This window comes from Acinetobacter sp. ANC 3813, assembly GCF_002135435.1.
Lineage (GTDB): Bacteria > Pseudomonadota > Gammaproteobacteria > Pseudomonadales > Moraxellaceae > Acinetobacter.
In genome coordinates, this window is sequence record NZ_NEGK01000001.1 from 523555 (window position 1) to 537908 (window position 14354).

At 46.0% G+C, this 14354-nt stretch carries 13 protein-coding genes and 1 riboswitch; of the genes, 2 read left to right on the forward strand and 11 right to left on the reverse strand.

Going from position 1 to position 14354, the window contains the following annotated elements; genetic code table 11:
• Window positions 1-3 precede the first annotated feature (3 nt).
• The 4 genes from B9T34_RS02505 to prfB form a co-directional block, all read right to left on the reverse strand.
• On the reverse strand, window positions 4-1284 hold the full coding sequence (locus tag B9T34_RS02505; RefSeq protein WP_086211564.1) for a 3-deoxy-D-manno-octulosonic acid transferase: 1281 nt from the start codon (window positions 1282-1284) through the stop codon (window positions 4-6).
• 86 nt (window positions 1285-1370) lie between these two features.
• Window positions 1371-2432, reverse strand: a complete 1062-nt coding sequence (locus B9T34_RS02510) for an alkene reductase (RefSeq protein ID WP_086211565.1) — start codon at window positions 2430-2432, stop codon at window positions 1371-1373.
• A 30-nt stretch (window positions 2433-2462) separates the two neighbouring features.
• Window positions 2463-2762: an ArsR/SmtB family transcription factor gene (locus B9T34_RS02515; protein WP_086211566.1), complete on the reverse strand. Its 300-nt coding sequence runs from the start codon at window positions 2760-2762 to the stop codon at window positions 2463-2465.
• A gap of 155 nt (window positions 2763-2917) precedes the next feature.
• Window positions 2918-4013, reverse strand: a protein-coding gene (gene prfB, locus B9T34_RS02520; RefSeq protein ID WP_139841244.1) for a peptide chain release factor 2 whose coding sequence is annotated in 2 segments (ribosomal slippage) — window positions 2918-3940 and window positions 3942-4013 — 1095 coding nt in all. Because the reading frame shifts where the segments join, the coding sequence is not laid out codon by codon here.
• Between the two features lie 706 nt (window positions 4014-4719).
• Here prfB and B9T34_RS02525 point away from each other — a divergent pair.
• Window positions 4720-5496 (forward strand): putative porin, encoded by a 777-nt coding sequence (locus B9T34_RS02525; protein WP_086211568.1) that lies wholly within the window; start codon window positions 4720-4722, stop codon window positions 5494-5496.
• A 174-nt stretch (window positions 5497-5670) separates the two neighbouring features.
• Entirely contained in the window at window positions 5671-6504 is an 834-nt protein-coding gene (locus tag B9T34_RS02530; RefSeq protein WP_086211569.1) for a putative porin, read from the forward strand.
• 67 nt (window positions 6505-6571) lie between these two features.
• Here B9T34_RS02530 and recJ read toward each other — a convergent pair whose 3' ends face one another.
• From recJ to B9T34_RS02565, 7 genes are all read right to left on the reverse strand, one after another.
• Window positions 6572-8275 carry a single-stranded-DNA-specific exonuclease RecJ gene (gene recJ / locus B9T34_RS02535; protein ID WP_086211570.1) on the reverse strand — a complete coding sequence of 568 codons (1704 nt, stop codon included), beginning with the start codon at window positions 8273-8275 and terminating at the stop codon, window positions 6572-6574.
• Window positions 8276-8932 carry a pyridoxamine 5'-phosphate oxidase gene (gene pdxH, locus B9T34_RS02540; protein WP_086211571.1) on the reverse strand — a complete coding sequence of 219 codons (657 nt, stop codon included), beginning with the start codon at window positions 8930-8932 and terminating at the stop codon, window positions 8276-8278.
• A gap of 11 nt (window positions 8933-8943) precedes the next feature.
• Complete coding sequence (glmM, locus tag B9T34_RS02545; RefSeq protein ID WP_086211572.1) at window positions 8944-10275, reverse strand: phosphoglucosamine mutase; 1332 nt, start codon at window positions 10273-10275, stop codon at window positions 8944-8946.
• Window positions 10276-10393: 118 nt separating this feature from the next.
• Window positions 10394-11860 carry an IMP dehydrogenase gene (guaB, locus tag B9T34_RS02550; RefSeq protein ID WP_086211573.1) on the reverse strand — a complete coding sequence of 489 codons (1467 nt, stop codon included), beginning with the start codon at window positions 11858-11860 and terminating at the stop codon, window positions 10394-10396.
• 208 nt (window positions 11861-12068) lie between these two features.
• Entirely contained in the window at window positions 12069-12434 is a 366-nt protein-coding gene (locus B9T34_RS02555; RefSeq protein ID WP_086211574.1) for a YkgJ family cysteine cluster protein, read from the reverse strand.
• A gap of 94 nt (window positions 12435-12528) precedes the next feature.
• Window positions 12529-13326, reverse strand: coding sequence for an MBL fold metallo-hydrolase (locus tag B9T34_RS02560; RefSeq protein WP_086211575.1), 798 nt, complete (start codon window positions 13324-13326; stop codon window positions 12529-12531).
• Between the two features lie 185 nt (window positions 13327-13511).
• On the reverse strand, window positions 13512-14087 hold the full coding sequence (locus B9T34_RS02565; protein WP_086211576.1) for a TMEM165/GDT1 family protein: 576 nt from the start codon (window positions 14085-14087) through the stop codon (window positions 13512-13514).
• An 89-nt stretch (window positions 14088-14176) separates the two neighbouring features.
• Window positions 14177-14323, reverse strand: a riboswitch (yybP-ykoY riboswitch).
• Between the last annotated feature and the right edge of the window lie 31 nt (window positions 14324-14354).

Genomic DNA, 14354 nt, shown 5'->3' on the forward strand with positions numbered 1-14354 from the left:
CACTTAAAGATACTGATCAATCACTTGAATATGCTTTTGCAGAGATCCCGTATTTTTTTGCATAATCGCCTGCGCAGCTGCATTTAAAGCCTGCGCTTTGTGCTGATTTTCCACCAGCGCAACTAGGGCTTGCACGGCCTGCTCTGCATCCTCAACCACTTCTACCGCTTGCACAGCAGCAAACTCATCGACAATGGTTTGGAAATTAAAATAATTCTTGCCCAGTACCGTTGGCACCTGCAGCGCAATCGGCTCTAAAATATTATGTCCGCCGCCCGGTTCATTCAATGACCCGCCAACAAAGCAGGCTTGGCTTAAGGCCAGCCACTGCCAAAGCTCACCCATGCTGTCCGCCAGATACACTTGCGTATCAGGCAAAATAGCTTGCCCTAAACTTCTGCGCTGGGTCTGCAAGTCCAATTTCTGAGCTTCAGCAAAAACCTCATCAAAGCGTTCAGGATGGCGCGGGACAACAATGCACAGCAGTTCAGGATGGCGCTGCAAATAAGGTTTTAAAGCGTTTAAAATTTTCTGTTCTTCAGGCGCATGTGTACTGGCAATGGTCAGAATATTCCGCTCAGCCAATGACCAGTCTACGTTTAACTGCGCTGCCTGCTCAACTGCATGCTGCGGCGCATCAATATCAAACTTGATGCTGCCTACCACCTGACTGTGTTCAGCTTGAGCGCCCAAATCAATAAAACGCGCTAAAGTCGCCTGATCCTGCGCCAGCAATTGATTGAGACCTTGCAGCATCGGACGGCTTAGGCTGGGCACTTTGCCATAGCCCTTGGCAGATTTTTCTGACAGGCGCGCATTAATCAGCAGGCAAGGCAGCTGCAATTGATTGGCCTGATCAATCAGATTGGGCCACAGTTCAGTTTCCACTAAAGCCAGCAGTTTGGGCTGATATTTTTCAATAAAACTGCGTACCAAATGCTTTTGATCGGCTGGCAGATACACGGCTTGAAACAGCGCTTCATATGGCGCTTTTAAAAATAGAGATTTGGCGCGGGCCTGCCCCGTCTTAGTGGTATTGGTGACTAAAACTGGATGGCCATGCTTGAGATAATGTTCAATGAGCGGCTGGGCTGCATTGGTTTCACCTACAGACACCACATGAAACCAAATCGCCTGCGTATTTTTTACAGGCTGAAATGGGCCAAAACGCTCGAGGCATTCCTGCTGATACTGCGCGTCATTGTCCGCACGCTTTTTGATGCGCGACCGATACAAAGGCTTAATGATCGAAAGCGCTGCGTTATACCAGAAAGGAGTAGCCAAATAATTTGCCCTGATGCCGATTGTCTCGGCAGAATATAGCAGAGCATTACCCGCATGTTAATGGATAATGCTCATGAAGGAAGATATTAATTTTGCAGACTTGGATAATCGACATAACCTTCGGCAGACTGTACGCCAATCATATTTTCCAGCACCAATTCATTTAATGGCGCATCCTGAACCAAACGCTCGAACAGATCTGGATTGGCAATATAAGCCTTGCCGAAAGACACAGCATCTGCTTTGCCAGAAGACAATAAATCAACCGCATCTGCGCGGCTGAGGCGCATATTGGCAATATACGGCACACCGCCTGAACGCTGTTTCATATACTCGCTGATACTGTCATTCGCCAAATATTCACGGGTAAAAAAGAACGCAATTTTGCGTTGCCCCAGCTGCTCTAAAGCATAGCCGAATGTTTCACGTGGATCATTGTCGCCCATATCGTGCTCATCACCGCGCGGCGCCAAATGTACCCCGACACGGCCTGCGCCCCAAACCTCAATCAGCGCATCTACCACTTCCAGCAATAAGCGCGCACGGTTTTCGACCGAACCGCCATATTCATCTGTACGCAGGTTGGTTTTGCTTTGCAGAAATTGGTCAATCAAATAGCCGTTTGCGCCATGCAGCTCAACACCGTCAAAACCCGCTTCTTTAGCGCGGATTGCCGCCTGTTTGTACTGCTCAACAATGGCGTGAATCTCTGCAATGTCCAGCGGGCGCGGCAATACATATTCACGCTTAGGACGCATCAGGCTGACATGGCCTGCCTGCTGTACCGAACTGGCCGATACAGGCGTTTCGCCATTGAGTAAATCAGGATGCGAAACCCGGCCCACATGCCACAGCTGAGCGACAATCAAACCGCCTTGCTCATGCACCGACTGTGTTACCAGCTTCCAGCCCCGCACTTGCGCATCGGTAAATAGCCCAGGCGTATTTAAGTAGCCATTGGCTTCTTCTGAGATGACCGTCGCCTCAGAAATAATCAAGCCGCTGCTTGCGCGCTGCGCATAATACTGCGCCATCATCTCTGTCGGCACACGGTCAGCCGTTGCGCGGCTGCGGGTCAAAGGCGCCATTACTACACGGTTTTTCAAGTGCAGGTCGCCCAGTATTAAAGGAGAGTTGAGTTCAGCCATATCCGCCTCATCACCCACTGCTTGTTCGATTTAGAGTGAGTTTTGCAAGTAATCAATATATTGCTGAATGAGCGCTTCATTGCGGGAAAAATACGACCACTGTCCATATTTTTCCGCCTGAATCAGACCTGCCTGCTGCAACACGGACAAATGATTCGACATGGTGGATTGAGAGACCTTACCGAGTTTTTCGATATTCCCTGCACATACACCGCGATTAAAGCCGCCGCATTGCTCTTCAGACAAAAACTGCTCTGGCGATTTCAGCCATTCCAGAATCTGCCGCCGAGTCGGGTTTGCCAAGGCTTTAAAAATTAAATCGATATCCATAGTTCAGACAGGTTTAATCAAACAAATAAGAAATCAGCACAAAGCGCTATTCAGCATCTTGAATCTACTATATCGTATTTTTTCGATTTATATATCGAATATTTTAGATATATTTTCAAGACACTGAAAAGAGCTTGTTTTTAAACAAAATTTAATTAAAGACCTTGCTTCAAGCTGGCTTCAATAAATTTGTCCAAGTCGCCATCCAGCACTGCGCCAGTGTTCGAGCTTTCAACACTGGTACGCAAGTCTTTAATGCGCGAGTCATCCAAAACGTAAGAGCGGATTTGACTGCCCCAGCCAATATCAGACTTAGTGTCTTCTAAAGCTTGTGCTGCATCATTACGCTTTTTCATCTCTAATTCATAGAGTTTTGCACGCAATTGTTTCCAAGCGTGGTCACGGTTGGCGTGCTGCGAACGCTGGTTCTGACATGCCACCACAATGCCCGTCGGCGCATGTGTTAAACGGACTGCAGAGTCGGTTTTGTTAATGTGCTGACCGCCCGCGCCTGATGCACGGTAAGTATCCGTACGAACATCCGCAGGGTTGATTTCAATTTCAATATTGTCATCAATTTCAGGCGAAACAAAGACTGCAGAGAATGAAGTATGACGGCGGTTACCTGAGTCAAATGGCGATTTACGCACTAAGCGGTGTACGCCAGATTCTGTACGTAACCAGCCGTAGGCATACTCACCTTCTACACGGATGGTTGCAGATTTAATGCCTGCCACATCACCGTCAGATTCTTCCATCACTTCTGCTTTAAAGCCGTGACGCTCAATCCAGCGCAAATACATGCGCAGCAGCATAGACGCCCAATCCTGCGCTTCTGTACCGCCTGAACCCGCTTGAATTTCCACATAGCATGGGTTTGGATCCATCGGATTGCTGAACATGCGGCGGAATTCTAACTTCGCAAGTTCTTCTTCAGCAGCATCTAATTCAGCTTGTACATCTGCAAGCATTTCCTCTTCTTCAGCTTCAACAGCTAAATCAAGCATTGCTTGCGCATCTTCCAATTGAGCAGATAGGCCTTCCAAAACGTTAATTACGTTTTCAAGTTCGCCTTTTTCTTTGGCCATCGCTTGCGCGCGGTTTTGATCATTCCAAATCGCTGGATCTTCCAGCTCACGCAGAACCTCTTCTAAACGCTCTTTCTTCAGATCGTAGTCAAAGATACCCCCGTAATGTTTGACCACGGTCGTTTAAGTCTTTTAGCTGTAATAGATACGGATTAATTTCCACGTGAATTACTCTCAATCAAAAATTTTGGCTTAAATAGCCCGCAATTATAGCACAGACCTTTTCTGCAATTTCAGCCACTTTACAGACGATTCTATTTGACGCCGCATCCCTAAGCACCATAATCACAGCAACAAGCACCCATCCGACACTAAGAAAGCCGACAATATGCATGCGCTTGAAACAGGCATCATTTTTTTACAAACCATTTTATTTTGAAGGCACAATTGAGTTAAGCCTATTTCATAGAAAAATCACATTGAAAGACTAAGGCGATACTGATTTCTCAGGTATTCATATTAATGTCTTAAGATTCAGGATATATGCTGGATTTCAGCAGTGAGATCCCCCTTTTATAACCTCAATTCCAGTTTTCACTTCTTAATAACTGCTTTCAATCCTTGAAAAAGCGCTTTTTTAAGATACTTTTTTCATTTTCATCAGAGCATGGAATCTGCAACATTTGCTTTAAATTGTGTCTAATTTTTATACACACCATGCCAAATCCACAATATGCACACAGTTTTAATAAAACAAAACATTTTGAATTTATATTTATTAACCAAATAGTTAAGATTGAATAATTACACAATGTTACCTCAGTCACAGTCTGGTAACTTTCTAAAAATTGACGCGCAGTTTTTTTGCTCTAGACTAAAAGTTGTAACAAAAAATGTATTTTAAGTCTATTTTCAGAGGGGCAAAATCCATGAAAAAATTAGTGATTGCTTCAGCATTATTATCTGCTTTAGCTGTAACAGGCACTGCAAATGCGTACCAAGCTGAAGTTGGCGCTTCTGCAGGTTTGATTGATCCAGATAACGGCAGTTCAAGCGGCTCTTTTGGTGTAGATGGTACTTATTACTTCAATCCCGTTCAAACACGCAATGCACCGCTTGCAGAAGCGGCATTCCTTGACCGTGCAAGCAATGTGAACGCAAAGTATAACTACGATGAAGTAGGCGATGACGAAGTTCATAACTACGGCGTTGGTGCAGAATACTTCGTACCAAACTCTGATTTTTACTTAAGCGGTAATGTTGGCCGTCAAGATGTTAAATTCAACAATGGCGCAGACTTCGATACAACACTTTACAGTGCAGAAGTCGGTTACCTTCCAGCACCGGGCTTATTGATTGCCGCGGGTCTTAAAGGCTATGACAACGACTATAATGACGGTGTAGACCCTACGCTTCGCGCTAAATATGTCACTACCCTGAGCAACGGCAAAGACATCAACTTAGAAGCTGGCGCAGCATTTGGCGACTTAGATGAATACAACCTTGCTGCTGATTACTTCATTGATAAATCGTTAAGCCTTGGCGCTGACTATTACAGCAATGATTTAAATGACAACAGCGAGTTCGGCATCAACGCCCGTAAATTCTTCACACCTCAAGTCAGCCTTGAAGGCCGTGTAGGTTTCGGCGAAGTTGGCAACAACGATTACAACAAATTTGGTGTAGCAGCGAAATACCGCTTCTAAGACCAAACCGTCTATCTAGCCAGATAGAAAAAAACCGCTCTTATGAGCGGTTTTTTTTGCACTTGAATTTTAAATCTTCTGAATTAACAATTGACTAAACGAACTTTTTTTGTACAATTCCGCATAACTGTCGTAGAACAGCCACTTATTTATAACAAAGAGAGAATCTTTAGAATGTTAAAAAAAATCGCTTTTGCTACTGCAATGATTGCAAGCATGGGGACTGCACACGCCTACCAAGCAGAGATCAATGCTGCTTATGAAAAAACCGATCTGGACAACAGCGAAGGCATCGATACATTCAGCATTGGGGGCAAATATTATCTCAATGGGGTCAACAGCAAAAACCATCCGCTGGCTGAAGCGGCTTTCTTAGATAAGGCCAGCAACATTGGTTTAGCATATGCCAATGCAAGCACCGATGATGAAGGCTATGAATTGGAAATTGATACGATTGGCATCAATGGCGAATTCTTTATTCCAAATTCACAATTTTATTTTGCTGGCAGCATTAACCGCGCAGAAGTCACAGTAGAAACAGATTTTTTTAAAGAATCTGAAGATAATACGGGTTATGCTTTTGAAGCGGGCTATTTGCCAATCAATGGCTTGCTGCTTGCTGCTGGTGTTTCTAAAGAAAATATTGATGCGGCGCAGGCTTCCAAAAAAGGCTTTATTAATTCCTTCAGCACAGCTGCTGCACTGGATGATGAAACAGCCTTCACTTTGCGCGCAAAATATGTAACCTTGATTGGCAACCATTTTGCCAACTTTGAAGCTTCAACTGCGATGGGTGATGAAACAGCTTATGGAGTTGCTGCAGACCTTTATCTTGACCCAACACTAAGCGTAGGTGTGTTGATCAACGATGCAACGCTAGAAGACTTTGATACCGTTTTCTCCGTCCGCGCGCAAAAATTCTTTAGCCCTGCAATTGCAGCTGGCCTGAACTACACCACCACTGATGGTGCAGATTCTTTTGGTATTAACGGCACGTTCCGCTTCTAATATCGAATACAAAAAAAGCCGCTCATCTGAGCGGCTTTTTTTTAATGGTTCATATTTAAGAATTTGCTTACTGCTCTAAATGCAGCACACGCAGCTGCAGGCTGGTTGCACCATTGAAAGTATTTTTATCCAGCTCATACACCAGCCGCACATGATCTTTCATGGGATCATAGGAGTAATTTGATGCAGCATTAAACGCAATCGCATCCAATATCTGCCCAGAAGCTAACGCCAGTTTCAACTTTAAATGCACATCTTTCAGCCAGCGGTAATCCAAAACTTTAAAACGGCCTTCAAAAATGGGCGCAGGAAATTTCTGCCCCCACGGTGTCAGCTGCTGCAGTGTATCAACTGTAGCAATTTGAAATGCATCATCAGGCAAATCACCATCCGTCCACAGCACAGCTTGAAACAAGCTGTCATCCTGCTGCATCATCAGCTGTTCAAATTCGGTTTTAAAGGCCTCAAAATTTTCTTTCAGAATGGTCAAGCCCGCTGCTGCTGCGTGCCCGCCAAAATGACTGACCAAGTGCGGATGCTGTTCTGCAATCTGCTCAATGCTGTCACGGATATGAATACCCTCAATAGAGCGCGCCGAGCCTTTGATGTGCTTGCCGTCTTCATCGGCGGCAAAGACAATCGCGGGACGGTGAAACTGCTCCTTTAAACGGCCTGCGACAATGCCAATCACCCCCTGATGCCAATGCGGCTCAAACAGAATCAAAGCAGGCGGCAAATTGTCCTGATCCAGCTGCAGCTGCTGCAGTTCCTGCAGTGCATCCTGCTTCATTTGCGATTCGACTTGGCGGCGCTCAACATTCAGCTGATTCAGCTGCTGCGCCAGCGGATAAGCCGCCTGCAGATCTGGCGCAATCAGGCATTCAATCCCAATATCCATGGTATCCATACGCCCAGCCGCATTAATCCGCGGACCCAGCACAAAACCCAAATCCTGCGCTTTCAGCTCAGCAGGATCACGCCCAGCAATATCCAGCAAAGCGCTGATACCGGCACGGCATTGTCCCTGCTGAATCCGCTTCAAACCTGCATCCACTAAAATGCGGTTGTTGTAGTCTAAACTGGCCACATCGGCATACGTGCCCAATGCCACTAAATCTAAATAATTCGCCACCTTGGCGGATGATTTGCCTTGTTTAGCGCGCAAGCTCGACAGATTGGCCAGCACATAAAATGCTACACCCACGCCCGCCAATGCTTTGCTTGGAAAATCGCAGCCCAGCTGATTGGGATTGACCACCGCCTCTGCTGGCGGCGTCGCCTTGGTCGTAAGATGATGATCGGTAATAATCACCTGCATGCCGTGCGCCTGCGCCTGCTCTACACCCGTATGGCTGGAAATACCGTTATCCACGGTAATCAGTAAATCTGGGGTAAAAGTCGCGAATGCCAAATCAGCAATGGCAGGTGTTAGCCCATAACCGTATTTAAAACGGTCAGGCACTAAATAGTCCACTTGGGCGCCCATTTCACGCAGAGCCAGCAGCATTAAAGCCGTACTGGTCGCGCCGTCGGCATCATAATCGCCGACAATGACGATTTTCTGCTGCTGATCAATCGCCTGATCGATCAACTGAATAGCCTCAGATAAACCTTTCATTTCTGGCGCCAGCAAATGCTTCAATTTCAGCTGCAATTCCTGCTCGGACTCTACGCCGCGGCGCGCCAAAATCTGCGCGATAAACGGCGCAACGCCCTGAATCAATTCAGGGCGCGTCAATAAGGGTCTTTGCTGTATTAAGGTCTTTGACATTTAAGGCATCAATCGCTGCAAAACCCACTGCCCATCCAGCTTTTCATAGCTCAAGCGGTCGTGCAGACGGTTCGGACGGCCTTGCCAGAACTCATAATAATCCGGCTCTAAGCGGTATCCGCCCCAGAACTCAGGTTTTGCCAGCGTGTCTTTGCCTTCCACTTGATCATGCAGCTGCTGAAAACGCTGCTGCAATTCTTCGCGGCTGGCAATCACACCGCTTTGCGGTGTGCTGATGTGTGCAGCAATCTGGCTGTCACGCGGGCGCTTATGGTAATAATCCGTCGATTCCTGTTCAGAGATTTTGACTACTCGGCCTGAAACGCGGATTTGACGCTCCTGCTCCTGCCAATAAAACAATAATTCTGCATACGGATTTTCTGCTAAATCATTGCCTTTTTGGCTGTCATAATTGGTATAAAAATCATAGCCCGAAGCCGCTGCACCGCGCAGCAAAACAGTACGCACATGCGGACGACCTTGCGCATTGGCCGTCGCCAATGACATAGTATAGGGTTCATTCAGCTGCGCTTCCAAAGCATGGTTAAACCACAATAGAAATTGCTCATGCGGATCGCTGTTTACGTGATCTTCATGCAGCTCCCCTTTTTGGTAGCTCATGCGCAATTCGCTTAAATCTTTGATCATATCAGTCATGACATTTCACCTTATGCCGCATTAGCCCGGACGGCATCCGCTAAATGATTCGCCAAAGCAGTCACTTCATCCAGCTGATGGCCTTCCACCATCACGCGGATCACAGGTTCTGTACCTGATTTACGGATCAGCAAACGGCCGCGGCCTTTCAGTTGCGCTTCGGCTTTTTCAAATTCTGTAACCAGCGCAGGAACTGAATACGGGTCAAACATTTGGCTTAAACGCACATTCACCAGCACGTTTGGCAGCAAATGAAAACCTGCTGTCAGTTCATCCAGCGCTTTTTGCTGTTCAACCATCACAGTCAGTACTTGCAATGACGCAATAATGGCATCGCCTGTGGTGCTCTTATCCAAAGTCAAAATGTGGCCAGATGGCTCTCCGCCAATCGACCAGCCATTGTCATCCAAGCCTTGCAATACATAGCGGTCGCCTACTTTAGCGCGCAAGAGTGGAATACCCGCTTTTTCCAAAGCCAATTCCAGCGCCATGTTGCTCATTAGCGTGCCCACAATACCTGCAGGTTTGTTCGAGCTTTGTGTCGCAAGGATATAGAGAATATGGTCGCCCGTTACCAGCTCACCATTTTTGTCGACCATAATCACACGGTCTGCATCACCATCAAAGGCAATACCGACATCTGCCTTGTGCTTCAGCACCGCTTCCTGCAGACTTTCTGGATGTGTCGAACCGCAGCCTTCATTAATATTCAGACCATTTGGCTCATTGTGAATAGCGATCACTTTTGCGCCCAGCTCACGGTATACAGCGGGACCCACGTTATAGCCAGCGCCATTCGCACAGTCCACCACAATGGTCAGATCATTTAAATCATAATGATATGGGAAGGTAGATTTGCAGAATTCTATATAACGGCCTTGCGCATCATCAACGCGAACACTTTTACCCAGATTTGCAATATCATCAATGATCAGATCTTTTTCCAGCTCTTGATTAATTTCATCTTGCAGACTGTCTGGCAGCTTTTTGCCTTCACTGGAGAAAAATTTAATACCATTATCAAAATACGGATTGTGTGAAGCTGAAATCACAATACCTAAATTGGCATGCAAGGCGCGGGTTAAATGCGCAATGGCTGGTGTTGGCAAAGGGCCAAGCAAATGCACATATACACCCGCCGCATTCAGGCCAGACTGCAGCGCAGATTCTAAAATGTAGCCAGAAAGGCGCGGATCTTTGCCCATCACCACAACAGGCTTGGCTTTTTTACTATGGCGCTTGATCACTTTACCAGCGGAAAAACCTAATTTTAAAGCAAATTCAGGGGTAATTGGCATCACGCCAAATTTACCGCGAATGCCATCAGTACCAAAATAACTCATTGTTGTCTCACTTCTTAACGGGTGATTTTCATCATCCTTTTTTCATTGCAAAACACTTTACACCAAAACAAAAAAGCCGTCATTTATATGACGGCTTTTTTACAGCATAGACTGGATATTAGCCTACACGGTAGTTCGGTGCTTCTTTGGTAATGGTCACATCATGCACATGCGATTCAGACATGCCTGCAGAAGTAATTTTCACAAATTTGGCATTTTGACGCAGGTCTTCAACAGTAGCAGAACCTGTATATCCCATAGAAGAACGCAAACCGCCCATCATTTGATGCACGATATTGCCCATCGGACCTTTGTAAGGTACACGGCCTTCAATACCTTCTGGCACTAATTTTTCCGCACCCGCTTTAGAGTCTTGGAAATAACGGTCAGCAGAACCTGTTGCGCCCGCCATTGCACCCAAAGAACCCATACCGCGGTAAGCTTTGTAGTAGCGGCCTTGGAAGAATTCAACTTCACCTGGCGCTTCTTCAGTACCCGCCAGCAATGAACCAACCATAATCGTGCTTGCGCCTGCGCCAATCGCTTTCGCCATGTCGCCAGAGAAGCGGATACCGCCGTCAGCGATCAATGGGATTTGATCTTTCAGAGCATTCGCCACAGAATCAATTGCAGAGATTTGCGGCATACCGATACCTGCAACGATACGTGTCGTACAGATTGAACCAGGGCCAATACCTACTTTCACAGCATCGGCGCCAGCGTCAAGCAAGGCAAGCGCTGCATCGCCAGTTGCAATGTTGCCGCCAATCACTTGAACCTGCGGATAGTTCGCTTTAACCCAGCGTACACGCTCGATTACACCAGCAGAGTGGCCATGCGCGGTATCCACAACAATCGCATCCACACCCGCTTCAACCAGCGCTTCAACGCGGCTTGGTGTTTCTGCGCCAGTACCGACTGCAGCGCCAACACGCAAACGGCCTAAGTCGTCTTTGCAGCTGTTTGGATAAAGTTCAGCTTTACGGAAATCAGTAACCGTAATTAAGCCTTTCAATTCATTGTTTGCGCCAACCACCAGCACTTTTTCAATGCGGTTTTTCTGCAGCAATGCTTGAATGTTTTCTTTTGATTCATTTTCACGAACAGTCACCAAACGGTCTTGACCCGTCATGATGTTGCTTACTGGCTGTTCTAAATTGGTTTCGAAACGTGTATCACGGCCGGTCACAATACCCACCACTTTACCGTCTTTAACTACAGGCACGCCGCTGATGTTGTTTGCTTGAGTTAAAGCAATCAATTCGCGCACTGTCGTTTCAGGAGTCACGGTGATAGGGTCTTTCACCATGCCCGCTTCAAATTTTTTCACACGGCGAACTTCAGCGGCTTGCGCTAAAATGTCCATGTTTTTGTGCAAAATACCAATACCACCGTTTTGCGCCATCGCGATCGCCATGCGGGACTCAGTCACCGTATCCATAGCTGCTGATACTAAAGGAATATTCAGATTAATGCCGCGGGTCAGCCGTGTCTTTAAAGAGACATCTTTTGGGAGAACAGTAGAGTAGGCAGGGAGTAATAGGACATCATCAAAAGTTAACGCGTCTTGAACGATGGTCAACATAACAGTCTCACTGGTAATTTCCGTGCGCTATTATAAACAAAAAATCAATTTTTATTCATGCCTATTTCGGCCAATGCTGATTTTTTTTGTCAAAACTTATTTTTTCAGCGCAGCTCAAACCTTAAGTGCTGATTTTTTAGCGTCATTTACGCCGCCTGTCTTTTATCAGAAAAATAAAAGCAAAGCTTTTGCTCTGCTTTTATGTGAATCAGCAAACTTGATCAAAATCTTCATCATTCAACGGATCAGGCGCATCAATCGGTACAAAAGGAATCATCTGATACGCAGCGCGCGCTTTATTGCACTGCGCATCGGCAATTTGCACTTCTTTGCACGAAGAACTGCGCGCTTCATACATGCCGCAGCTGACCTGCTGCCCAATCTCGCCTTTCAGCGCAATACAGCGCGGATTCTGCTGATTGGTGCCCGCCATGCATGAATAAACAGCAGAAACAGGTTCTGTATAGTGTTCAGGCATAGCTATGCCTTCCGCCCAGTAGAATGAAACTCTAAAAAAAGCGCAGCAGGCGCCGCAGCTTAAACACGCATCCTGTGCGGGAACTTGAGACAGCATTGTTATAAATTCTCAGTATCAAAAGTATTTTTTTGAAGCTGAATATTAAAAAATACTGCCCTGCAGCTCAATATTTTTTTATTACTTCCAGCGTTTATTCAGGGAAGGTAAAAACAGACTCATCCATTAAGTCTGTGCCGCATTGCAATGTTTCAATCCAGTCCAAAAATTGATTGATCTGCTCTTTGCCTACAAATGGCGTGCCATGCTGCGGCACAATCATTTCCACATCCATACCGCGCACCATATTGACCCATAGGCGGATAATTTTATTGTTGCACATATAACGTTGATGGAAGCCTTTCATCTTTGGAATATGCGCCGCAAAGTTTTCTAAAGGCTTAGCTGCATCTTCCACCATAGAAGCGCCCATATCGCCTGAAAATAGAATTTTGGCAATCGGGTCATAAAACTGAAAATTGCCAACCGAGTGCAGAAAGTGCGCTGGTACTGCCACAATATAGCTTTTGCCTAAATTGATGATTTGACCATGATCCGGCAGCTCGACCAGACGGTCCAGCCAATTGCCTTTCATGCGGTCACTCATAAATGCCGAATTTAAATGCGGTAAAAAGCGCGCCCACAACTTAGACGCCACCACTTTGGCATCGGTATAGACCAGCCAGCGCGGCATAGATGTAATAATATCCGGGTCTTGGTGTGACGCCATCACATAATCCAGATTGGTCAGACGCGTATATTTATTCAATTCCATCGTCAGCGGCACATAAGTCAGGTCACCGCCTGGGTCCAGCACTGCAGCGCGCTCATGATCCAAAATTAAAAATTGATTGGCTTGAACGCCTTCACCTTTCACCAAACTGGTAAAGCTAATGCATTTGTGTGTGCCGTTATCGAATAACACCTGCGACGTTGTGCGGTCAAATGCCATACCTATTCCCCAAAAATTCTATTTTTTTCGTGCAAGACGCCGAATACCCTACAACATATATGGATTTACACAAACTTACAATAAAATTAAGACCAATATCATTAGAAATATCAAATAATTGAGGTGGAATATTCATAAAAAAATCCCGATTTTTTAAGTCGGGATTTACGGTTTCAAAGGCTTAATCAGAAAAAATAATGCTGTACTAAGGTTGTTACACCGATAATCAGAAAAATCGCTGCGCCAATTTTATGAATCAGTGAAATCGGCAGTTTGCCCGCTAATTTATTGCCGATAAACACTGCTGGCGCATTGGCGATCATCATGCCGACTGTCGTCCCTGCCATGACCCAGAAGAGGCTGTCAAAACGCGCTGCCAGCGCAACGGTTGCAATCTGGGTTTTGTCGCCAATTTCCGCTAAAAAGAACAATACAAAGGTCGCGCCAAAGACACCGTATTTTTGCCATTTGTTAATGCTGTCAGTTTCATCACCCAGCTCATCAGGAATCAGCATCCAAGCCGCCATCGCAATAAAGCCTAGCGATACAATCCACAGCAGCGTGTCTGGGCTAAGCACAGTCGTGATCCATTGACCTAAGGCCGCAGATAGGCCGTGGTTAATCAGCGTGGCTAATAAAATGGCGGCTAAGATAGGAACAGGCTTGCGAAAGCGTGCAGCAAGAAGTAAAGCAAGGAGCTGGGTCTTATCGCCCATTTCAGCTAAAGCTACAATTGCAGTCGAGAGTAGGAATTCGTGCATATCATCTTTCTCTGGCTAGCAAATTTTGCCCATGACTTACCGCTCCTGCTAGCCATGATCAACCGTATAAGTTGATTGCAGAGTGGTAAATCAAAGGTCTTGCCAACAAACAAAAGAAAGCTGAATTCAGCTGATTTGGTTCTTTGCTATGATGACCATGCCCGTTTTAGGACAATTATGTTGATCATCACCTATTTACGAAATGTAAATAGCGGCTACTCCCCAATGAAGTATGATGATTTTAATCATCTGTACAGATTTTGGCAA